The 23,565-nt window shown below is 39.5% G+C and carries 20 protein-coding genes and 1 pseudogene; 13 read left to right on the top strand and 8 right to left on the bottom strand.

The genetic code is table 11. The features are described 5' to 3' along the window. Window positions 1–8: 8 nt before the first annotated feature. The 5 genes from truD to rpoS all read left to right on the top strand — a co-directional run bounded on the left by truD (window position 9) and on the right by rpoS (window position 4,731). Entirely contained in the window at window positions 9–1,055 is a 1,047-nt protein-coding gene (truD, locus tag WDV75_RS16695) for a tRNA pseudouridine(13) synthase TruD (protein WP_273560178.1), read from the top strand. Between the two features lie 107 nt (window positions 1,056–1,162). Next, complete coding sequence (gene surE, locus WDV75_RS16690; protein WP_273560180.1) at window positions 1,163–1,927, top strand: 5'/3'-nucleotidase SurE; 765 nt, start codon at window positions 1,163–1,165, stop codon at window positions 1,925–1,927. Continuing rightward, window positions 1,921–2,547: a protein-L-isoaspartate(D-aspartate) O-methyltransferase gene (locus WDV75_RS16685; RefSeq protein ID WP_189759511.1), complete on the top strand. Its 627-nt coding sequence runs from the start codon at window positions 1,921–1,923 to the stop codon at window positions 2,545–2,547. Before surE ends, WDV75_RS16685 begins: the two co-directional genes overlap by 7 nt. Window positions 2,548–2,700: 153 nt before the next feature. Then, window positions 2,701–3,681, top strand: coding sequence for a murein hydrolase activator NlpD (nlpD, locus tag WDV75_RS16680; RefSeq protein ID WP_273560182.1), 981 nt, complete (start codon window positions 2,701–2,703; stop codon window positions 3,679–3,681). A 54-nt stretch (window positions 3,682–3,735) separates the two neighbouring features. Next, window positions 3,736–4,731, top strand: coding sequence for an RNA polymerase sigma factor RpoS (rpoS, locus tag WDV75_RS16675; RefSeq protein WP_273560184.1), 996 nt, complete (start codon window positions 3,736–3,738; stop codon window positions 4,729–4,731). A 353-nt stretch (window positions 4,732–5,084) separates the two neighbouring features. Here rpoS and miaE read toward each other — a convergent pair whose 3' ends face one another. Both miaE and mutS read right to left on the bottom strand, forming a co-directional pair. After that, on the bottom strand, window positions 5,085–5,849 hold the full coding sequence (miaE, locus tag WDV75_RS16670) for a tRNA isopentenyl-2-thiomethyl-A-37 hydroxylase MiaE (protein WP_338860175.1): 765 nt from the start codon (window positions 5,847–5,849) through the stop codon (window positions 5,085–5,087). A 17-nt stretch (window positions 5,850–5,866) separates the two neighbouring features. Beyond that, complete coding sequence (gene mutS / locus WDV75_RS16665) at window positions 5,867–8,428, bottom strand: DNA mismatch repair protein MutS (protein WP_273560219.1); 2,562 nt, start codon at window positions 8,426–8,428, stop codon at window positions 5,867–5,869. Window positions 8,429–8,805: 377 nt separating this feature from the next. On the opposite strand from mutS, the gene WDV75_RS16660 reads away from it, so the two are divergent. The 8 genes and pseudogenes from WDV75_RS16660 to WDV75_RS16625 all read left to right on the top strand — a co-directional run bounded on the left by WDV75_RS16660 (window position 8,806) and on the right by WDV75_RS16625 (window position 16,983). Next, window positions 8,806–9,795 carry a Fic family protein gene (locus WDV75_RS16660; RefSeq protein WP_273560188.1) on the top strand — a complete coding sequence of 330 codons (990 nt, stop codon included), beginning with the start codon at window positions 8,806–8,808 and terminating at the stop codon, window positions 9,793–9,795. A gap of 12 nt (window positions 9,796–9,807) precedes the next feature. Then, window positions 9,808–9,900: pseudogene (locus WDV75_RS16655) on the top strand (M24 family metallopeptidase); the annotation flags it as partial. Window positions 9,901–10,229: 329 nt separating this feature from the next. Further along, the gene (locus WDV75_RS16650; RefSeq protein WP_338860174.1) at window positions 10,230–11,621 is read left to right on the top strand and encodes a phosphoethanolamine transferase; all 1,392 of its coding nucleotides are present in this window, start codon (window positions 10,230–10,232) and stop codon (window positions 11,619–11,621) included. A 406-nt stretch (window positions 11,622–12,027) separates the two neighbouring features. Continuing rightward, complete coding sequence (locus tag WDV75_RS16645; protein ID WP_273560192.1) at window positions 12,028–14,181, top strand: carbon starvation CstA family protein; 2,154 nt, start codon at window positions 12,028–12,030, stop codon at window positions 14,179–14,181. Between the two features lie 117 nt (window positions 14,182–14,298). Then, window positions 14,299–14,502, top strand: coding sequence for a YbdD/YjiX family protein (locus tag WDV75_RS16640; RefSeq protein ID WP_273560193.1), 204 nt, complete (start codon window positions 14,299–14,301; stop codon window positions 14,500–14,502). 20 nt (window positions 14,503–14,522) lie between these two features. Then, window positions 14,523–15,485 (top strand): GTPase, encoded by a 963-nt coding sequence (yjiA, locus tag WDV75_RS16635; protein WP_273560194.1) that lies wholly within the window; start codon window positions 14,523–14,525, stop codon window positions 15,483–15,485. A gap of 411 nt (window positions 15,486–15,896) precedes the next feature. Then, window positions 15,897–16,583 (top strand): hypothetical protein, encoded by a 687-nt coding sequence (locus WDV75_RS16630; RefSeq protein ID WP_273560195.1) that lies wholly within the window; start codon window positions 15,897–15,899, stop codon window positions 16,581–16,583. Further along, window positions 16,561–16,983, top strand: coding sequence for a hypothetical protein (locus tag WDV75_RS16625; protein WP_273560196.1), 423 nt, complete (start codon window positions 16,561–16,563; stop codon window positions 16,981–16,983). Before WDV75_RS16630 ends, WDV75_RS16625 begins: the two co-directional genes overlap by 23 nt. Here WDV75_RS16625 and WDV75_RS16620 read toward each other — a convergent pair. The 6 genes from WDV75_RS16620 to WDV75_RS16595 form a co-directional block, all read right to left on the bottom strand. After that, on the bottom strand, window positions 16,980–17,459 hold the full coding sequence (locus WDV75_RS16620) for an Hcp family type VI secretion system effector (protein WP_273560197.1): 480 nt from the start codon (window positions 17,457–17,459) through the stop codon (window positions 16,980–16,982). The genes WDV75_RS16625 and WDV75_RS16620 overlap by 4 nt on opposite strands. A gap of 392 nt (window positions 17,460–17,851) precedes the next feature. Then, window positions 17,852–18,730 (bottom strand): hypothetical protein, encoded by an 879-nt coding sequence (locus WDV75_RS16615; RefSeq protein ID WP_273560198.1) that lies wholly within the window; start codon window positions 18,728–18,730, stop codon window positions 17,852–17,854. Window positions 18,731–18,800: 70 nt separating this feature from the next. Next, a complete protein-coding gene (locus tag WDV75_RS16610) occupies window positions 18,801–20,354 on the bottom strand; it encodes a hypothetical protein (RefSeq protein WP_273560199.1) in 1,554 nt (517 codons plus the stop codon). Window positions 20,355–20,359: 5 nt separating this feature from the next. Next, window positions 20,360–21,175, bottom strand: coding sequence for a DUF4123 domain-containing protein (locus tag WDV75_RS16605; RefSeq protein WP_273560200.1), 816 nt, complete (start codon window positions 21,173–21,175; stop codon window positions 20,360–20,362). Continuing rightward, window positions 21,172–21,336 (bottom strand): hypothetical protein, encoded by a 165-nt coding sequence (locus WDV75_RS16600; protein ID WP_338860171.1) that lies wholly within the window; start codon window positions 21,334–21,336, stop codon window positions 21,172–21,174. Before WDV75_RS16600 ends, WDV75_RS16605 begins: the two co-directional genes overlap by 4 nt. A 594-nt stretch (window positions 21,337–21,930) precedes the next feature. Beyond that, the gene (locus tag WDV75_RS16595) at window positions 21,931–22,494 is read right to left on the bottom strand and encodes a tyrosine-type DNA invertase (RefSeq protein WP_338860169.1); all 564 of its coding nucleotides are present in this window, start codon (window positions 22,492–22,494) and stop codon (window positions 21,931–21,933) included. Window positions 22,495–23,565 lie beyond the last annotated feature (1,071 nt).

The following is a 23,565-nucleotide window of genomic DNA, read 5'->3' as shown; positions in this document are numbered from 1 at the left end:
AAATAAATATGACATTGAGTGAATTACATTGGCTTTATGGCCGGCCGGAAGCCACCGGTATTGTGAAAGCCACACCAGAAGATTTTATTGTTCGCGAAGATTTGGGATTTTCTCCTGATGGCGAAGGCGAACACTTAATGGTCCATATCCGTAAAACAGGATGTAACACCCAATTTGTCGCGGATCATCTTGCCCGTTTTGCCAAAATACCGGCTCGCTCTGTCAGCTATGCGGGATTGAAAGATCGTAACGCAGTGACGGAACAGTGGTTCTGTTTACATATACCAGGGAAACAAGATCCAGATTTCACGGCATTTCAACTTGAAGGTTGTGAAGTGCTGGCAACTTCCCGCCAGAAACGCAAGTTACGAATTGGCGCGCTGCAAGGCAATGATTTCACTCTGGTATTAAGAGACATTTCTGACCGACAATCAGTGGAAAAACGTTTGCAGCAGATAGCGCAAACCGGTGTACCGAATTACTTTGGTGAACAGCGTTTCGGGCGGGATGGACAAAATTTAGTCCAGGCTCAACGCTGGGCAGCTAATGAAATTCAAGTCAAAGAACGTAACCGCCGCAGTTTTTATCTTTCTGCTTGCCGCAGCGCGATGTTTAATGCGGTTGCCAGCAAACGGATTGCTCAAGATGAACACCAAAAGGTAAAAAATGGCGATGCACTACAATTAACGGGGCGTGGTAGCTGGTTTGTCGCTGATGAATCTGAATTGTCGGTATTGCAGCAGCGAGTTATAGGGGGAGAATTACAGATAACGGCTCCTTTACCGGGTGACAAAGCATTAGGAACACAATATCAGGCCCTGGATTTCGAACAACAATGTTTATTGGATTATGAAACGCTTTGGGCGTTAGTGAAACGTGAGCGTGTGGAAAGCGCTCGTCGGGCAATATTGGTGAAACCGCTTAACCTGCGTTGGGAATGGCAAAATGACCAAACTGTCATTCTGCATTTCTCTCTGCCATCTGGTAGCTTTGCAACCAGTGTTGTGAGAGAACTGATCAATCAGGATCTCGGCTCTTCCCTTGATGTGGCCTGAATGCAAAGCACTCTACAAAACGGTCAACGTCATGCTAAGATCAAACACACACAGGGTAATTTACATTATAAACCTTTTTATTTTATTTAAATCAATGAGATATATCAATGCTGCGGATATTGCTGAGTAACGATGATGGTGTCACCGCACCGGGAATTCAAACCTTAGCGGCTACATTGCGGAAACACTATCATGTTCAGGTCGTTGCGCCTGACCGTAACCGTAGTGGTGCGTCGAATGCCTTAACGTTAGATCGCCCTTTGCGCATCAACACGCTGAACAATGGTGATATTTCTGTTCAGGAAGGTACACCGACGGATTGTGTTTATTTGGGCGTGAATAATCTGGTGCGTCCTCGTCCTGACATTGTCGTTTCTGGTATCAACTGCGGCCCTAACCTTGGTGATGATGTGATTTACTCTGGCACGGTTGCGGCTGCAATGGAAGGGCGTCACTTAGGCTTACCTGCATTGGCGGTCTCACTCAACGGTGATCAACATTACGAAACAGCGGCAGAAGTGACCGTGCGTTTATTAGCTTTGCTGCAAAAATACCCATTGCGAGCGGGCAATATTTTGAATGTTAATGTCCCTGATATTCCTATTGAACAGATCAAGGGCTTTAGGGTGACGCGATGTGGTCGCCGTAGTGCGGCTGAGCAGGTCTATGCGATGACAGATCCCAAAGGCAATATGCTCTATTGGTTAGGCCCTCCGGGAGAAAAAAGTGATTTTGGGCCTGAAACAGATTTTGCTGCGGTGGAAGAAGGATTTGTCTCTATTACCCCTTTGCAAGTGGACTTAACAGCTTATAAAGCCCAGGAGCTGGTAAGCGATTGGTTGGCAAAAGTCGGGGATATTGGGGCATGTTAAACCGAGCAATGAAAAATTTGCTGGCGCAGTTGCGCCAGCAAGGAATTCACAATGAGCCTCTGTTGGAAGTGATTGGCAAAGTACCTAGAGAATATTTTGTTGATGAAGCTCTCGCTCATAAGGCATATGAAAATACCGCACTGCCTATTGGTCATGGGCAAACGATATCCCAACCCTATATTGTTGCTCGCATGACTGAGTTGCTGAATTTAACTCCGGCCTCCAATGTATTGGAAATTGGAACAGGCTCAGGTTATCAAACGGCAATACTTGCTCACTTAGCCAAACATGTTTTCTCCGTGGAGCGGATTAAAGGATTGCAGTGGCAGGCGAAGCGCAGATTGAAGCAACTCGACCTACATAATATCTCAACCCGCCACGGTGATGGTTGGGATGGCTGGCCATCAAAAGGCCCCTTTGACGCAATTATTGTCACAGCTGCACCACCAGAAATTCCACAGGCATTACTCCATCAACTTGCTAATGGAAGCGTGATGGTTTTGCCTGTCGGTAAGCGAAATCAGTTACTGAAAGTAGTACATCGTTATGGGAATGATTTTCATAGCGACGTTATCGAACCTGTCCGTTTTGTACCCCTAATTCAAGGCGAACTAACATAATCAGCTAATTTATTTTAGAAGGGGGAGTTTCCAAATTAGCTGTTATTTTTTCTGAAATTAAGCAAAATGTTTCGCTTTAAATCTTTTGTAATCCTAAATTTTTATAAATCATTATTATTTTCACTTATATTTGCCTTTATGGGGGAATAAAGTATGAATCTAGAAAAACCAGTGAAAAAAATAAAGTGGATAATCGCCAGCACTGTTATGGGGGTTGTATTGATAGGTTGTAGTAATACACCAAATCGCCCAGCCCCAATCGTGAATATCGATACAAATCGTGTTTCAGATAATCATGCTATTAAAAATCGTCAGCTAGCGAATAATGCTAGTTCCTCTCAAGGGCGAATTATTTATCGCCGTAACTACGAAAATATTCCCAAAGGAAGCTACAACGGAAGCACTTATACGGTTAAACATGGCGATACTTTGTTTTATATAGCCTGGATTACAGGCAGTGATTTCCGTGATCTGGCTCTCAGAAATAATATTTCAGAACCTTATAGCTTAAATGTTGGTCAGGTCCTGAGAATAGGTAATCCAACCTCCAAAAACGGTGTATTAATAGCATCAAATAGTACGAAATCAAAAATTAGCCAGGTTGATTTTCAAAAAATTAATGCGTATCCTGCAATTATTGATAAACCAAAGTCAGAAAAAATGTTGCCAAAGGCAACAATTTCAGATGACGACAATTCTTCCCCAAAAGTATCTACAGCAACAGGTACAGGGGGAAATAATGCGATTAATGGTGCTGATACCATTAATAGTTGGAGATGGCCGGCAGAAGGAAAAATTCTTGAAGGCTTCTCTGATTCTCAGGGAGGAAATAAGGGCATTGATATTGCGGGGAATCGTGGCCAACCCGTATTTGCTACAGCTCGAGGTAAAGTGGTTTATGCCGGAAATGCATTACGTGGCTATGGAAATCTAATAATAATAAAACATAACGATGACTACCTAAGTGCTTATGCGCACAATGACACAATGTTAGTTCGTGAGCAACAGGACGTCCAAGCGGGGCAAAAAATTGCCACTATGGGTAGCACCGGAACAAGTTCAGTAAGATTACATTTTGAAATTCGCTATAAGGGAAAATCCGTAAACCCGCTGCGTTATCTTCCGCAGCGATAAACCGGGGCAGGGATCTGAAATTCCTGCCCGCATTATCATGGGTAGGAGCAGCTGATGAGCCAAAGTACGCTTAAAGTTAATGAGTTGTATGATGATGCGAATTTAGACGAAAATAGCATGGAAGCTGATGACTTTGATGAAGCGTTGCTGAAAGGTGAGGATGATGTCACTGATCTTGATGAAGATTTGGATTTGTTGCAAGGAGTCAACCAACGGGTTCTTGATGCAACACAGCTTTATCTTGGAGAGATTGGTTTTTCACCTTTGCTGACAGCGGAGGAAGAGGTTCTTTTCGCCAGACGAGCACTACGAGGGGATGTTGCTGCACGCCAACGTATGATTGAAAGTAACTTGCGATTGGTTGTAAAAATATCCCGCCGATATAGCAATCGTGGATTAGCACTGCTGGATCTGATTGAAGAAGGTAACCTTGGGCTTATTCGTGCAGTGGAAAAATTTGATCCTGAAAGGGGTTTTCGTTTTTCTACTTATGCGACATGGTGGATCCGTCAAACCATTGAACGTGCCATTATGAATCAAACTCGCACAATTCGCCTGCCTATTCATATAGTCAAAGAATTGAATGTCTATTTACGTACCGCAAGAGAACTCGCACATAAATTGGACCATGAACCGAGTATCGAAGAAATTGCGGAAAAACTGAATAAACCGGTTGAAGAAGTCAGTCGTATGATGCGGCTGAACGAACGTATTACTTCTGTCGATACACCGATGGGTGGTGATTCAGATAAAGCATTATTGGATATTTTATCTGATGAAAATGATTCAGGGCCAGAAACAACTATTCAAGATGATGATATGAAACAGAGTATCGTGAAATGGTTGTTTGAGCTGAACGCAAAACAGCGCGAAGTTTTGGCCCGTCGTTTCGGTTTGCTTGGATATGAAGCAGAAACATTGGAAGATGTTGGACGAGAAATTGGTTTAACAAGAGAGAGAGTTCGTCAGATTCAAGTTGAGGGATTGCGTCGCCTTAGAGACATATTGCATACCCAAGGGTTGAATATAGAATCATTATTCCGTACTTAATTCTTTATTCCTGAGAACGTATACCTAAGAAATTTCAAATTACATTGTTAGTGGAAAATAGACGAATTTCCTGAAACAAAGATAATTAGACAACTTGGTGATGGCAAGATCAGACGTAATTCCAAAAGTGACAATTGAAAAGATAAAGGTATATACGGATTAAACTTCAAGTTGCAATTGACAACATTATATGAAACGTGATTTCTCCCCGCTTCGCAGGGAGAAATCACATGCATCTTGAAGTTAGATTGGTATAGATGAAGATAGGCGGTAATCTTAAGGTGGGCTTATTTAGCCCACCTTTTATTTACTCATTTATATTTTCATACCATTTGGTGTGACATTCAGCAATTTTAGATAATCGGAACACCACTATGAAATTTAAAATCATGATCGGGAGTTTGAATAAGCTCTGCTTCCACCTGGCCGAAATAATTCACTCTTTCTGTAATATCTTCTTTAGCTATTGACTGAGCGAGCATCAAATAATCTTGGTAATGGCGAGCTTCTGAACGCAGCAGAGAAATATAAAACTTACCCAAATCTTCATCCAGGTGAGGAGCCAATTTTGCGAAACGTTCGCATGAGCGTGCTTCAATGTAAGCACCAATAATCAATTTATCGACCAACGTATAAGGCTCATGATTGGTAATATGCTGAAATAGGGATTTAGCATAGCGGCTAGCACTGATACTGTCATAGTTTACCCCTCTGGCATCCATGATTTCTAATACTTGATAAAAATGATGCAATTCTTCCTTAATCAATAACACCATCTTATCGATGAGATCTTGACTATAAGGTGATTTTGCCCGCGCGGTAATTTGCTTGGTGGCCTGATTTTTTCCTTTCAATGAATGGATATCGCCAATTTTTTTATAGGCAAAATCCTCATAGGGCTGAAACCAAGCCAACAGAGCATCAGCACTCTCTGGAGCAACAGCATATTTGCGAATTAAGAACATAGCACTTTGTGCTGCTTTCAATTCACATAGCAGATGATCGCGCAATAAAATTGGCAGATTCTCAGGCTGCCGCGCCTTTTCTACCCATTGATCGGGAGTCGCACACTGTAAAAATTGATAAATGGGTGCTAACAAATTGGTATCAAACTTCATTGCTGTTTCATTCATTGTTAAACCATATCTTTCAGACGATAAATCCACTCCAATGCTTGACGTGGCGTCAAGCTATCTGGATTGAGGTTTTCCAATGCTTCAATTGCTGGAGAGGTTTCTTCTGTCAGCAGGGTTAACTGTGGTGTATCGACATGGCCTGCGGTTGCACTATTAGAGAGTGATTCCAGCTCTTTCAATTTCTGGCGCGCACGTTTAATGACATCGCGTGGAACACCTGCCAGCGATGCAACAGCTAATCCATAACTCTTACTTGCCGCCCCTTCTTGTACACTGTGCATGAAAGCAATGGTGTCGCCATGCTCGACCGCATCAAGATGAATATTGACAACCCCTTCCAGTTTTTCAGGCAGCGTTGTCAGTTCGAAATAGTGAGTCGCAAACAGTGTCATTGCTTTGATACGGTTAGCTAAATTTTCAGCACAGGCCCACGCCAGGGATAAACCATCATAAGTTGATGTACCACGACCGATCTCATCCATTAAAACCAGACTGTATTCAGTCGCGTTATGTAAGATATTGGCAGTTTCGGTCATTTCCACCATAAAGGTAGAGCGTCCTGATGCCAGATCATCGGATGCACCGACACGAGTAAAGATGCGATCTACCGGCCCAATAACTGCTTTTTCGGCAGGAACAAAGCTTCCAATATAAGCCATCAACGTCATCAAGGCCGTCTGACGCATATAGGTACTTTTCCCTCCCATATTTGGCCCTGTAATAATCAGCAAACGGCGTTGTGATGAGAGCGTCAATGGGTTAGAAATAAATGGCTCGCTTAATACTTGTTCGACAACCGGATGCCGGCCGCCAGTGATCTGAATACCAACTTTATCGGTTAGTATCGGGCGGGTGTAATTTAGGGTTTCAGCACGCTCGGCGAGGTTTGCCAGGACATCCAGCTCTGACAGCGCTTCGGCACAGGTTTGCAAATCGGCCAGATGAGGCAGTAACAGATCGAACAACTCTTCGTACAGGGCTTTTTCGATGGCAAGTGCTTTGCCTTTGGAAGTCAGCACCTTGTCTTCATATTCTTTTAATTCAGGAATGATATAGCGTTCTGCATTTTTCAGCGTTTGACGACGAACGTAATGGATAGGGACTAAATGGCTTTGTCCACGACTAACCTGAATATAGTAACCATGTACCGCATTAAAGCCTACTTTCAGGGTGTCAATACCAAGTTTTTCGCGTTCGCGAATCTCCAGTTTATCCAGATAATCACTGGCGCCATCGGCCAGTGCCCGCCATTCATCCAATTCTGCATTATAGCCCGTGGCAATGACGCCACCGTCACGCACCAGAACAGGAGGTGTTTCGACAACTGCATTCTCTAGCAGAGTTTGTAATTCATCAAAATGTCCCACACGCTGTTGTAGCGCTTGGATATACGGGGCATCTGAGGAGGTCAGGATCTGATGAATATCAGGCAATTGCTGGAAAGCATGGCGCATTCTGGCCAGATCACGAGGGCGGGCAGAGCGGAGAGCAAGACGGGCAAGCACACGCTCTAAGTCACCGACCTGACGTAAAAATGGCTGTAATTCATAACCGATTTCTTGTAATGCGGAAATGGCTTGATGGCGATTTTCCAGCATATCTTTATTGCGAGTTGGTGCATGGAGCCAGCGTTTCAGCATTCGGCTGCCCATCGGTGTCACACATTGATCGAGTACCGCTGCCAGCGTGTTCTCAGTGCCACCGGATAAATTTTGTGTTATCTCCAGATTACGACGGGTAGCGGCATCCATAATAACCGTTTCTTGCTGGCGTTCCATCGTTATGCTGCGAATATGGGGTAAAGTGGTGCGCTGAGTATCTTTGACATATTGCAGCAAACAGCCCGCTGCACGTAGGGCGAGCGTCGCTTTTTCCACTCCGAAGCCAATCAAGTCACGAGTGCCAAATTGCAAATTAAGTTGTTGTTTTGCTGTCTCCAGCTCAAATTCCCACATTGGGCGTCGGCGCAAGCCATGACAACGTTCAATCAACGCCATATGCTCAAAGGTTTCAGGATAAAGCAATTCCGCGGGACGGGTGCGTTGCAATTCAGCGGCAATACTATCTTGATCGGACATTTCAGAAACGCGGAAGCGGCCAGAAGTGATATCCAGCGTCGCATAACCAAATCCCTGGTTATCATGCCAGATAGCGGCGAGCAGATTATCCTGACGTTCTTGTAGCAAAGCTTCATCAGTGACGGTGCCAGGAGTGACAATACGCACAACTTTGCGTTCAACAGGGCCTTTACTGGTTGCAGGATCACCAACTTGTTCGCAGATCGCCGCAGATTCACCGAGTTGTACCAGTTTTGCCAGATAGTTTTCGATCGCGTGATAAGGAACACCCGCCATCGGAATAGGTTGACCAGCCGATTGGCCGCGTTTGGTTAGAGAGATATCCAGTAACTTTGCCGCCTTTTTGGCATCGTCATAAAACAGCTCGTAAAAATCTCCCATTCTATACAGCAGCATAATATCGGGGTGCTGTGCTTTCAGACGCAGATACTGTTGCATCATGGGAGTATGGCTATCTATATCCTTTGCTGGAGATTCTTTCATATTGACTTGATTCAATTCTATTATTCCTGTTGACTCAGTTGGGCCATCGACGCTCAGTCAACCCATCTAAATGACAAAACCTAAATATAATCAGCTAAGGATGGAACGTTAATAGACCTCATCCTGGGCGAAAACGCTATCTTATCACTGATAATCTGTGTGATTCATCTGTGGATGCGATTAGAAGATTTACACGGTAGGTTAGCAGGATTACTCGCAGGAATGTATCAGATTTTTTGACAATTCAGCAGGATTGCGAAGCGGCTCGATTGTTGTTTGGTTTAAGCCATGCTATCAAATAATAAGAAAACAGATGGCATCAATCACTTGAATGCTATAAGAGATATCAAAAATTGACGGACTTAGAGGAAATTATCGTGGCTATTTACCAACCCCCCTACACTATTACCCCGGATATACTTAATCGAGAGGTAGAAATTGGTGAGCTATTAGGGCGTTGGTCAATGCAAGCGGAAACTTCTTCGCCTGTATTACGTAAAGAGAATCGCATTCGTACCATACAGGCATCATTGGCAATTGAACATAATAGTTTATCTACGGAACAGGTGACGGCAATTATTAATGGAAAGCGCGTGTTGGCACCAGCAAGGGATATTCAGGAAGTGCGCAATGCCATATTAACCTATGAAAAATTACCGGACTGGCATAGCTCCCGTGTGACGGATTTATTGGCCGCACATCGGCTACTGATGACTGGATTGGTTGATCGTCCAGGGCAATTACGTGGAGGAGATGTGGGAATTTATCAAGAAAAACAGTTAATCCATATGGCTCCTCCTGCCAGTCAAGTACCACGGTTAGTGGGCGAGTTACTGACATGGTTGCAACAGACGGCTATTCACCCATTGATCGCCAGTTCAATTTTCCATTATGAGTTTGAATTTATTCATCCATTTACCGATGGTAATGGCCGTATGGGGCGTTTGTGGCAAACATTGATTTTGAGCGAATGGCGTCCTGAATTAGCGTGGTTACCGGTAGAAACGTTAATTCATTATCAACAACAGGATTATTATCAGGTGCTTAGAGGATGTGATCGTACCAGCGACTGTACACTATTTATCGATTTTATGCTGGAAAAATTAGCCGAAGCACTTAAAGAAAGCTTAGATCTGCGAAAACAGAATACTGGCGTAATGTCGGTAGAAAATCCACAACCACTGAATGCTACTGCGCAAAAAATCTTGTTTGTTATTGCTGCGCATCCTGCCATTACCATAACCCAATTGGCCAATGAAGTGGGAGTAAGCCGGCGCACGATCGAGCGAAATATTAAGATATTACAGGATATTGGGCGTTTAATTCGTGTTGGGGCGAAAAAAGGAGGCTATTGGCGCGTTGTATAGTTAAGAAAATATTACACGGTGGTACGGGAATATTGCGGGCACGGTATTGGCTGCGATGTGCATGAGGAACCACAAGTTCTGCATTATGGCGAGGAGGGAGAAGGTATTTAAATTACAATTTATTATATAATAATTTTCCCAATACTGTATTGTGCAGTGTTGGGTTTTATCTGGCTAAAATAGCGCCACGTTGGGTTGATAGAAATTTAACTACGGCTATGTGAAATGATAGGGTGATTATGTCTTGGTTTGATAAAAACAAGAATCTCTCTTGTTTTATTGTTCTCTTTTTCCTTATTTTTCTGATACATAAATGTTTGGGGTATCAATTAAAATTAATATATGTCTTTAGTGCCTTTGCACTTTTTTTATTTTTGGCAGCTATCAGCAGACGAATATATGTCTTTTTAATTGCTTTTTTTTCCTTGATAGGCGTGCTCTATACCCCAATTGGCCTCAATTACGGTTATCCAGACATCAATGCGGTAGGATCATTAATCTATACCAATAGAAACGAAACAGTGGAATATATTAGCAGCCTTTCTGTTTCAACTTATTTAACTGCTATCGCTATTTTTGTTCTGATGATATTTTCACTTAAGCTAAATATCAGCATATCAGGCAAAAGTAAAAAGTGGTTGTTTACTCTGTTCTTTATTTCAGCGTTCTGGTCGCCAGCCAAAGGATATATAAAATCGGGTTTTGAAGATAGCTCGGAACTTTTAAATACCAGTTTACCGGAAGTGCGCTTTTTCAGTGATGTCTATCAGAGTTACAAGCAAGTCATGTCAGAAAATAACCGATTTGCCAAGATCATTAAATATCGGGATGACTGGCAGCCAGTAGTAAAAGAAGAGAAATACGATACCTATATCATGGTGATCGGTGAGAGCGTCCGAAAAGATTTTATGAGTATCTATGGGTTTCCAGATAAAAATACCCCTTGGTTGGATAACGCGCATGTTACCGTGTTAACCCACTATATTTCTGCGGCACCCTCGACACAATTATCGTTGACTAACTCTCTGGCGGTTCGTGAAGCAAATGAAATTCAACTGAACAACAGTATTGTTTCACTGGCGAAAAAAGCGGGATTTGAGACTTATTGGCTATCCAATCAGGGAATGAAGGGAGGATTTGATTCTCCTGTAGCACTGATTGGACAGCAGGCTGATCATTATACCTTTCTAAAAGAAGGCAATTCAGATGATCGCCGTTATATGCCGGATGAGAATTTATTGCCTTATATTCGTAAAGCATTAGTGAAGAATGAGCGGAAAAAGAAACTGATCATTATTCACTTAATGGGGTCGCATCCACAACCTTGTACCAGAACGAATGGTAAATACGACACCTATTTTCATTCCAAAAATATTTCATGCTATCTTCAAAGTATTCATAATACGGACAGCCTGCTAGCTGATATTGAAAGCATTGCCAATAAAAATCAATTGCACTGGACAATGCTTTACTTTGCGGATCATGGTTTGTCACTTGTGAATAAGAATACAGATAGCGAGAATTTGACTCATAACGATAGTAATAAGCAGAACTATCAAGTTCCCTTTATTATTACCGGTTATGACTATGCCATGAAAAATACCGACAAGAACACAGTAAGCAAAAATATCATAGATGCTCACCGCAGCGGTTTGAATTTGCTATCTATGCTATCCACATGGTTGGGAATTGAAGAGCCTCGCCTGATATCCAAATGTGTTTGGTTTTCTAACCAAACGTGTCCGAACCAGCATACAGTGATTTCATTCAGTAACGAATATAAAGACTTTAATCACTTAAAGGATGACGCCATTCATTTCGATTGATGAATATGCGCATTAAACTTCAAGTTGTAATTTACAACACGATATGAAACCTGACTTCTCCCCGCTTTGCGGGGAGAAATCACACGCATCTTGAAGTTAGATTGGTATATACCTTCATTTTGCAATTTATTGAGGAAGTGAGTTACCTCACAAAACTTGGTTCATGCTTTATGTGTATGAACCACTGATTGGGGGATTTTGACCGCTTAATGTTGGTATTCAACCGCTGAGTAAGATCCTCTCCCTCTTATCAGGGAGAGTTTTATATCATAGTGCAGTGTGACGAGGAGTATATACCTTTTATGGGTATCGCTTCCTGCTGGCTGTATATGGCCGGTTTATGGAGAAGGAAGTAAAAAATTAAATAATGGCTTGCTGTTCGTCTTACTGTGGAAAAGGAAGTTTTATGAAGAATAATAAATTGTTAAAACATATCCCCTGGATGATATTGGGGATAATTGGCGCATTCTGTCTTGGAGTCGTTGCGCTGCGTCGGGGAGAACACGTTAGTGCTTTGTGGATCATTGTCGCTTCCGTAGCCGTTTACTTGGTTGCTTATCGGTATTACAGCCTGTATATCGCCACAAAGGTGATGAAACTGGATGCCACGCGAGCAACCCCTGCTGTTGTCAATAATGATGGTTTGAACTATGTTCCCACCAACAAAAATGTCCTGTTTGGTCACCACTTTGCCGCCATCGCGGGAGCCGGTCCATTAGTCGGGCCAGTATTGGCGGCACAGGTCGGTTATCTGCCAGGAACACTGTGGTTGTTAGCAGGAGTGGTGCTTGCCGGCGCGGTGCAGGACTTTATGGTGCTGTTTATCTCCTCCCGTCGCAATGGGGCATCACTGGGTGAGATCGTCAAAGAAGAGATGGGACGAGTGCCAGGCACAATAGCTCTGTTTGGTTGCTTCTTAATCATGATCATCATTCTGGCGGTGCTGGCGTTAATCGTCGTGAAAGCATTGGCAGAAAGCCCGTGGGGTGTATTTACTGTTTGTTCAACAGTACCCATTGCGCTTTTCATGGGGATCTACATGCGATATATCCGTCCGGGGCGTGTAGGTGAAGTCTCTGTGATCGGTATTTTCCTGTTGATTGCTGCTATTTGGTTTGGTGGGGTTGTTGCCGCAGATCCTTACTGGGGACCTGCGCTGACGTTCAAAGATACCACCATCACTTATGCATTGATCGGGTATGCATTTATCTCTGCATTATTGCCGGTCTGGCTTATTTTGGCTCCGCGTGACTATCTGGCAACTTTCCTGAAAATTGGGGTTATTGTTGGCCTTGCGATTGGGATTATCATCCTGAACCCTGAACTGAAAATGCCCGCTGTCACACAATATATTGACGGTACTGGGCCAGTCTGGAAAGGAACTCTGTTCCCATTCTTGTTCATTACTATTGCTTGTGGTGCAGTGTCTGGTTTCCATGCCCTGATTTCTTCGGGGACGACACCTAAGCTGTTGGCAAATGAAAAAGATGCTCGTTTCATTGGTTATGGTGCAATGTTGATGGAATCGTTTGTGGCGATCATGGCATTGGTTGCTGCATCCATCATTGAGCCGGGACTGTATTTTGCCATGAATACCCCTCCGGCTGCGTTGGGGATTACCATGCCTGACCTGCATAATTTGGGTACTGCCGAAGCGCCAATGATTATGGCCTCTTTGAAAGAAGTAACAAGCCATGCGGCTGCGACCGTCAGTTCTTGGGGCTTTGTTATTTCACCCGATCAAATTTTGCAAACGGCAAAAGACATTGGTGAGCCATCCGTTCTGAACCGTGCAGGAGGGGCACCAACCCTGGCTGTGGGTATTGCTCATGTATTCCATCAGATCATCCCTGCGGCAGACATGGGCTTCTGGTATCACTTTGGTATTTTGTTTGAAGCACTGTTCATCCTGACGGCGTTGGATGCAGGTACACGCTCTGGCCGTTTCATGTTGCAAGATCTTTTGGGTAACTTTGTTCCGTTCCTGAAAAAAACGGACTCTCTGATTGCGGGCATCATTGGTACAGCGGGTTGTGTTGGCTTATGGGGTTATTTGCTGTATCAAGGCGTAGTTGATCCATTGGGTGGCGTCAAGAGCTTGTGGCCGCTATTTGGTATCTCTAACCAGATGTTGGCTGCCGTTGCGTTGGTATTGGGTACGGTTGTCTTGATCAAGATGAAACGCACCCGATATATCTGGGTAACGGTGATCCCTGCGGTTTGGTTGTTGATTTGTACTACATGGGCGCTGGGGCTGAAATTATTCAGTGATAACCCACGGCTTGAAGGCTTTTTCTTCCTGGCGAAAGAATATAAGCAGAAGATTGCCGAAGGGGGTGCAGAATTGACGGCTGAGCAAATCAGTAACATGAATCACATTGTTGTGAACAACTACACCAATGCGGGCCTGAGCATCCTGTTCCTGATAGTGGTATACAGCATCATTATCTATGGTATCAAAACTGCGATCAAAGCAAGCAAAAATCCAGAGCGTACCGATAATGAAACGCCTTATGTTCCGGTTCCTGAAGGTGGGGTGAACGTCTCTTCTACGCACTGATGCAACACTAAAACTGCTACCGACCAAATCATTGCGTATCAGTAACCGCTATACCCCACATAATTGGCTTTGTATTATGTGGGGTATTTTTATAGAACAAGCCTTGGAGAACAGTGTATGTTTGGTAATCTTGGTCGGGCAGGCAAGTATTTGGGGCAGGCTGCCCGAATGTTGGTGGGGGTTCCTGACTATGACACATATGTACAGCACATGAAGGAAAATCACCCTGATAAGCCTTATATGTCTTTTGAAGAATTTTTTCGCGAACGTCAGAATGCTCGCTATGGTGGCGATGGCAAAGGCGGAATGCGCTGCTGTTAGTTAAAAATCAGGAAACGAAAATGCAACCAATATCAGTCACGATCCTGACCGGTTTTTTGGGATCAGGCAAAACGACGCTGCTGCGTCATATTCTTAATGCCAATCATGGTCATAAAATAGCTGTCATTGAAAATGAATTTGGTGAAGTCCCCATTGATGACGAATTAATTGGTGATCGCGCAACCCAAATTAAGACATTAAGTAACGGATGCATCTGTTGTAGTCGTTCGAATGAGCTGGAAGATGCATTATTGGACTTGCTGGATAGCCTGGATAAAGGGCAGATCAACTTTGACCGCTTGATTATCGAATGTACGGGAATGGCTGATCCCGGACCGATTACGCAAACTTTCTTTTCCCATGAAATTTTGTGCCAGCGTTTTTTGCTTGATGGCATTATTACGCTGGTGGATGCGGTTCATGCGGAACAGCAATTAGATCGTTTTTCCATTGCACAGGCGCAGGTGGGATATGCAGACAGAATTCTTTTAACTAAAACAGATGTTGTTCCGGTTCATGATGCTTTGGTTGAACGTTTGCAGCGGATCAATGCCAGAGCGCCTATTCATAAGGTTATTCACGGTGAAGCAGATTTAGGCTTATTGTTCGATATCGAAGGATTTATGTTGAATGACAAACTGACGGTTTCGACACCTGTTTTTCGATTTGTACCCCAGCCACAAAACTCGGTTCAATCGATAGTCATTAACTTAGCGCACCCCGTTGAACTGCCAGAAGTTTCTAACCTGATGGAAGAGTTATTACTGAGTTTTGCGGATAATCTTCTGCGGTACAAAGGTATTCTTGCTATCAAAGGAGAGCCCTGTCGGTTACTGTTTCAAGGGGTTCAGCGTCTGTATAGCGCGGATTGGGATAGAGAATGGCGCGATAATGAAGTACGAGAAAGTGTGTTGGTTTTTATTGGTATAGATCTGCCAGAACAGAAAATCCGTGAAAAATTTGCCGAATTGTTTGAAGAATAATTGATTGAGTCATCACTTTTTGTGGAATTTTAATTATCCTTGGCTTCATTAATAGACATTAGGCTAATAATTATCAACAATTAATTAGCCTAATGAATTCGTTATATACCAATCGGATATTATTGATAATTAAATAGCCGTTATAGTTTATAGTTAACATTACTTTTCGTGGAGTCAATGTGATGATGTTTTTGCTGATGATATGTTAAAAATGAAAATATACGATACTGCTATTTAAATATTTTTGACCTAAGATTATCATTGTGTTTATAAAGAAGACTGGGTGATATTTACTGGTTTATTAATTATATCTACATGAATTTTTTGTTTAGAATGAGAGTAAAATAGCTGTGTCTGGTTTCTTTTAAAATTTTATAGCGCACTTAACTTAACTAAATTACAGGAGTTATAATGACTAAAAGATCTGATATAGAAAATGGACGATTGGTCTATACAGAAAAATTAGGATGGTTAGATTTAGGGCATGCTAATGGTGATGATGCAAGAAAGTTGATGCTCTCTCTTGCTATGGGGGATGAAACTACTAATAAATCGCATTTTATCGTTAGATATGTCCAATATATGGGCAGGGGGCGTAGACTAGGAACATCTATAAAAACAAGATGGAGAGTTAGAAGAGGTTTATCCTTACATGATAAAAAAAGAGTTGCTCTTACTATTATGATGTATACAACTCATTCATTTGAATCATATCAAGATTCCTTTCCTTTTACTTTAATTTCAGATAGTGGCTATAGTGGTGAAGATTTGATTTCTAACTTATTCGGTTTTTATCAGGTTATCAATGGTATTAATTATTTACCTCAAGTAGGGGTAGTAAGTAAAGAAAAAGCATACAAACGATGGGACTACTACGGAGCTATAGGAAAATATAAAAATAAATCTTTTAAACCATTATTATTTCCCGACCCTGAAAAGTATCCAAATAATACAATTCCTTATAATATTCCCTTACCTATTTTTTTAAATACAATAACGCCTATGAGCGATATAAAAACTGGTCAAGACATAATGCTTATTGAAGATGCAAGCTGGATTAATATAGGTAAAGAATATGCTGGGATTGCGATTGAATAGTTTCATACGTATATGTATACTTATATTTACTTTAGCTATTGGTGTTATTCTTTTTTTTGCATCATTAGCGAATGTTAGCTTATCATATACAAAAAGAAATTTTATTTATTATTACGCATTTACTTTTGATGAAATTAAGAATGTACCTTTAATTTCAAGTGATTATATCATATACTATGACTCCCCTGATGGTAACAACACCATGACTAACGAAATTATATTTTCAAATGTAAAATTGAGTCGTCTGACAGAATTAATAAAATATACTGAGAACATGGGATTTATAAAATACTATGATAAGTATTGGAAAGATGAACGCTGGCGTAAAGATAATACCATTATAAATATAAAACAAAATGATACTGAACGTACCATTTTGTTTTTAGTTGAGAAGAACTAAAAGACATTATCTTCTCTTATACTATAACCTGATGTGCCAGCAATGTGATGTGTCCATGTTATGCTATCATATGAAATTGTTATACTTTCATATGGTTGCATATCATTGTGGCTTAGTGAATTGGGATAGTGGCTGGAGATATTTTTTATAGTGGCATTTGTTAATTTGATAGAGTAAAACTTTTCTAATCCTCCCGCTGAGCTATTCCTATATATGTCAAGCAAACAATCTAAATGCTCATTATTCGATATTGAAACGCCTAATAATGGAGATGATTTATCGATTGGTTTTGTTATTATTATAGGCTGATGATTTACATTGTGTTCCCTACTGATATCGTGGTCTACAGAATAAACCAATATTTTATCTTTATTTTCTTCTTGATATTTATTACCTATAGAATCATAGGTTGAACAACCTGCTGATATCAAACCTTGTTTTTTTCCATTTAAGGTCATGTAAATAATGTTAGCCATTTCCTTTCCTTTTATTTGCCATTTTATGGTCATAAAATATATAACCATTTTCCTGCCTGTCAATAGCTATATTAATAATTTACCATAAAACAAAATGACAATAATAAAAAATATGATATAGAACTCTAAAATATTATCACTCAATGATACTAATATGCGTTATATTGAGTGATTTGGTCACGCATTCAATTTGTTGTTTTTTGTGTATCCTTCCCACTTTTTCTAAGGAAATGAGATGACAACGGTAGAAGTGAAGTGTCGATTTTGTCAACAAACTGGGTGATTTCTCCCCGCAAAGCGGGGAGAAATCAGGTTTCATATCGTGTTGTAAATTGCAACTTGAAGTTTAATGCCTCGCTGAACAATCACTGTGTTCTGTGCCAATATTTAAATTAACGCGTCACAATGAATTTATTTCCATCAAAACGGAATTTTGGAGATATAAAGAGAGTTGTGTCTTTTTCTTTATTTAGATATCTCAATGGGGATGGTTCCATATATATTACTCTACCATCTAATACTATTTCTAATTCCTCAAATTTCAATGGCAGTAATTCTAGTTCACTATTATTTGTAGTTTCGTCTAACCCTAAAGATAAGAAATATGATTCTATAGTTCCACCATTAGCCATAACAGATTCATATAACATTTCAGAATGAATTTTTTTTAGTTTAGAAAGATCTTTTGACTGAAGAAAACTCCAATATTCTTCATAAGCTGACTCGAGTAATGCTTGATACGGTTGAGATAAAGAAGATGTATTTTTTATATTGTCTGAAATTTTATATGAATTAACCCATTTCCATTCAGGAAAATCATTAATTATATCGAAGATTTGCGTGTATTCATAATAGTAATTATCACTATCATGATGGATGTTTTCTTTTTTTGACACATTTCCCCAATCTTTATTCATTACAATAATGTTAATGGATTTTTCTGATGTATTATGAACAATATTTTCATTAGGAGAGTATTTTATTTTAAAAAAATCAGAGTAATTTCCATCTTCAAATCTATTTCTTGATTTTAAAGTTAGGTTGCAAATTGAATCAGCATCAAAAATGTCTTTTGAGTTATTTGATGGCCATGTTGTGAACTTGAGCTTATTTCCTTTTGATTTTAGGTATTCACCTACTCCGATCAATGTATTAATTGGACCATTTCCATAATATGAAAAAATATCTAGTCCATTGATTGATATATCCATTGCACATTTTTTTAAGTCGACTTCTAATCTGTAATCAGCGGAAATAATTTCAGGGTTCATAGCATTTCCTTTAGGTAATATAAAAAAAATGAAAAAACAAATAATTATTTTTTTTGTGAGTGAAAGTTCATTAGAACTTGTAAAAATAAAATGGTTCACTTTTATACTCTTCTGCAAGAAAATATTCAAAATCTATTAATGAATCATTAATAGGTGTCATTTTTTCACTAGTACCTTTTCCTTGTTTTTTTCCTCTTCCTCTTGATTGACTAATGGATTTATTACTAACTTCTTTTGAAAAACCTGCTTTAAAATCTAGTTTGAAAATTAGTTTTACTCCTTCATGAGAAAAAGAAATCCCTATTCCTGTAGAATCACATATAAGATCAAAAGAGATCTTTGCTGTTCCACCACCGTATGTACTAAGCATTCCTTCAACAAAAAAAACTCTAGCGCCAGTATCAAATCCTATTTTTATTGCCAATCCTAAACTACTTCCTGTTTTTCCAATAACATTCATTTTTTGCTCTTTTCTTAATACAGAAACTCCTGTGTTTAGTATTTCACCGGATATTATTAGATCAGCATAAGGAAGGCCTCCTGCTACTATTCTATTTTTGTGATCCTTAAGCTTATCCATTTGATCTTCCATTGATGTTCTAAAGCTTCTCCACTTATCTCCTGTGACTGGAGTGGCAAATATAGCAATTATCACATTAATAATATCGAGAGTAATTGTTAATCCTATGAGAGGTGAAAATAATAAATTCCATTCATACTCAAAATCAGGTCTTGAGTTAACTATAATCAGATCTTTTTTACCTTTTGCTGAAATATTAGGTCCGTTTAATAATGCATCTTTAATGCCAAAAGAACCGCCAGCTTTCTTTAATATACTGTTTATTACTTTATCTAATAATCTTCTGATTTTTTGAGTTACTGAATTTTTGTTATTCCATATATTTTCATTGAGTTCACCTAAAATAAAATTATATGGATATTTTTCGTCAAACAATTTAATTTCTGATTTGAATTCAAGAGTTGATTTCCTTTCGTTAACATATTTATTGATGTCACTCCATTTTTTTACTCCTAATTCTTTTTTTAGTTCTTTTACATCTTCTTTTGTAAAATCAGAGCGTTTTGCGACATAATGATCTTTTACATTATTTTCAAAATTAATTTCGAAAGAGGCGGACAACGTATATTGGGGATATACATTAATTTGTGTGCTTTGTACTAGCCCTGAACAATCAGTAGTTTGAGAATAATACTTTATTTTCCCTATACTATTATTCCATGGTTTAAATAGTTCTTCAATCCTATCCCAAATATCCATTCCTGGTAGTTTTGCTTCAGGTAATTTTGCATTACTCCTAATAGTATAAGTTGAACTTTTATGACTAGGGCCAAGCTCAAACTTATCTTGACTTTCGTGTGAATATATATAAGTGCTGGGACAATTGGGTTTTCCACTTATACATCTAATAGGCGTTAATTTTGAAGTGAGTGTATGCTCTCTTTTGTCTGAGATAATATTAATGATTTCGAACGTCTTGTGTTTTTCAGGGAAATTAATATAAGTTTCTTTTTCTCCTTTTATCTCATATTTATGAGTGCAAGACGGTGGAGTATCACATGTTGCACACGCTTTTCCTGCATTAATTCCAACGACAGTATCCATTCCTATTACTCCTTAATATTGTAAATGAACTGATTGGCTCTATACCAGCCAGGAGTCCCATCATCAGTAAGGTTGGTCAGAATTGATTTATCAAAGTTATCAATGTCAAAATTGTCTTCTCTGATCACTTTTTTAAGAATGCCTTCTATAGAGCGAGTGTCTGTTATTTTCTCAGACATAAGGTAATCATAGAAAAAAGCTAAGAAGGGTAATGAGTTGTTGATGCTGATACTTATTCTTAGTTCTGCTAATTCAGATAGCAAAATGGAATCAAGCTTTTGTAAATACTGCTCTTTTTTCTTTATTTCTATCAGTTCATACTGCTCTTCACTGATTTTGAAAATTTTGTATTTTCCCTTAGCATTATCGGGAAAAGGTTCTCTGATTTTTACAAAGTTATCTGTGCGTTCTTCTTCAAGGTAACGTGTTGTGATCCGCGTGATTGGCCCCAAAAAACAATGTACTTCCCAGTCACTTAGCACACCGAGAAAATCCCAGATATTGCGTGGATCATAAAAACGGAAAAAGACGGGTTTTTCTTGTTGGGGAAGCAATACTTGCAGGTACTTTCGTAAATGCTGGCGCACGGCTTTCATGTCCGCTGCACTGTGAACGAAAATTCCCCACGGGGTTTTGCGACATTCCAGCCAGATTTTGACTTCTTCCGTCACCTGCACCAGATAAGGCACAATGTTAACCAGTTCTGGTTGAAGAGGTTCTCCGTAAAGGCATGTGGATGGCGGATCGTAACGTTCCAACGCTAAAAACAAATCGGGTTCTGCCGCGCCATCAATAATGGCGTATAGTTTTTCCTGAATCATTCCTGCTTCTCCTTCCCTTTCATCGGGCGGCACAGGGCGACGAACTTTGAACCTTTGCTTGCCGCTGCAAGCAAAATGGCGGGAACAGCAAGGGCTTGTTCAGGTAAATGTTCGGTAATGAGCGTAAACACTAAACCTGAGCGAGCAAATCGTTGAGTCATTTTATTCATGAGCTATCGGTGTATAAATCCTCAGTTATCGTCAGAATGGTAAAAATAATTTAATGATAAAATAATAAATGATTATTTTTAATACAGCGACAAACAGAATATAATAGAATTATTTATACATACAACTATGAATAAAAGTACATCAGCAAATTTGTGATTAACTTCTCTTCTTAAGTAAAATAGTAAAATCAGGAAATTACCTCACTGGATCTTCACATCGATGACGGGGTTTTCATACGGACTTATCCAAAGGCAGGTGATTCACCTCCTGTCTGTAGATTAATATTTCTTATTGAGCAGTGAAATTGTTCATATAAATTCGCTGCTCAAATTTAAATAAAGATTTATATATTTGCCTGTTAGATTTAGGCTTTTTTAAAATAAACTTAGATTTATTAACAAATAAAAAACAGTAAAAATAAAGTTTATTTACAAATTAAGTTTGTCATGTGTACACAATAATCATTTATCTTCGATATTCATGGCATTGTCCATTCTATCTGCCGGCAATCTCCACAAATTAATTAGTGGAGATTGTTGCAATAACAGTGCATGTTAGTGAAAACAGCAGAAAAAATAACACAATTATTTAGAGTGAGACTCCCAAATTCTGGAAAAACGTTTCACATTACTGGCGGTGTAAATGACAGTATGTGAAATATTACGGTGTCCAAGATAGTCTTGGATCAAGCGGGTATCGCGACCGAGATCAGCTAATGCATAACCACAAGCGTGCCTTAACATATGCGGATGTGGAGAAACACTGACAGACGCCTGCTTTCCATAGCGTTTTAATAAACCATAAACTTGCTGGCGTGAAACAGGGCCTGATTTTTGAGAAAGAAATACCCACGGTGAATCGGCTTCGCGCCATTTTGGGCGGATATCTAGCCACTTATTTAACGCATCAATTTCTTCTGGAATTAAAGGATGTGTGGTTGAAAGCCCACCTTTTAACCGTCTGATATGAATGATTGCTGAGTTCAAATCGAGATCAGATAGGCATAGATTACATAACTCACTTACCCTAAAGCCGTGAATGAAACACATTAACAGCATGCAATAATCACGCTCTGCGTGACGTCCTTGTTTTGTCGCTGTCAAAATTGCGTCTATTTCGTATCGGGTTAAAAACTTACGTTGTTTCATGAAATTATCATTCCTATGAAATCAGAGAGATAAATTGTGAATGGCAAGGTATTTAAGTTAATCGAATACAACAAAACATTAGTGTTTTTTAAACATGATTAGCTAAATACCAGATTGATTTAATTGGAATAGCGCAAATAAAAAATTGCTGCTTATTTTTGTCTTATTTTTAATGAAAATGCTAATTGGAATCGTATAAATACGTACTATGTGATTCTGATACCCAGAATGAGGTATTCATAAATAGAATTCCATATATAAAAACAACTCTATTGAACTTTACAACTAATCATTTGGCTCGGTTTGTTTTTTAGTTTTTTATTCTTTTAAAAATCCCTTTAAGTGTATCGAGTTTGTATTTTTACTGCATTTAGTGGAAAAAGTAAATGATTTATCTAAGTTGTTTAGATAACGCCTTATTATTGATTGAAAATTAACTTTTACTTAGTGTTTTCGAAATAATATTTTAGTTTTTTGTTTGTTATCGGGTTTTTATTCTGAATGTATGCATTTTTTTGACGAAAAAGGAGAAATATCAAGGGAGAACAAGGGATAATGTTTGTAATTACACAAGGTTAAAGGAAGAGATTTAGTTAATTTGATAACGGTGGTTATAATTTCTATTGTTTACTATATCCTTGTTTGAATTGAGTGGGTTGGCTGTTTTTTGTTCTGTTTGTGAAATTTAATTAAATAGATATTTTTCATGATTAATTAAGGATATACCAATTTATCTTCAAGATATGTGTAATTTCTCCCCTCTTCGCGGGGAGAGATCAGGTCTCATATCGTGTTGTAAATTGCAACTTGAAGTTTAATGCGTATATACCAATTTATCTTCAAGATATGTGTAATTTCTCCCCGCTTCGCGAGGAGAGATCAGGTTTCATATCGTGTTGTAAATTGCAACTTGAAGTTTAATGCGTATAGAAGTGTCATTAAAAGAATTGCTTACTAAATAAGTACAGTAAATTTTGTAGGGAGTTGATTAGTTAAATGCGCCTTATATCCTCTAACAGAAAGATGAGAATTTAGGGCGCACCAAGTGAACCTTAATAATAAGCCCTCATA

Origin of the sequence: Xenorhabdus griffiniae, assembly GCF_037265215.1 — a bacterium.
In the GTDB taxonomy this organism is placed as follows: Bacteria; Pseudomonadota; Gammaproteobacteria; order Enterobacterales; family Enterobacteriaceae; genus Xenorhabdus; species Xenorhabdus griffiniae.
The sequence above is the reverse complement of the archived record's forward strand: the minus strand, read 5'-3'. Positions and strand labels throughout refer to the sequence as shown.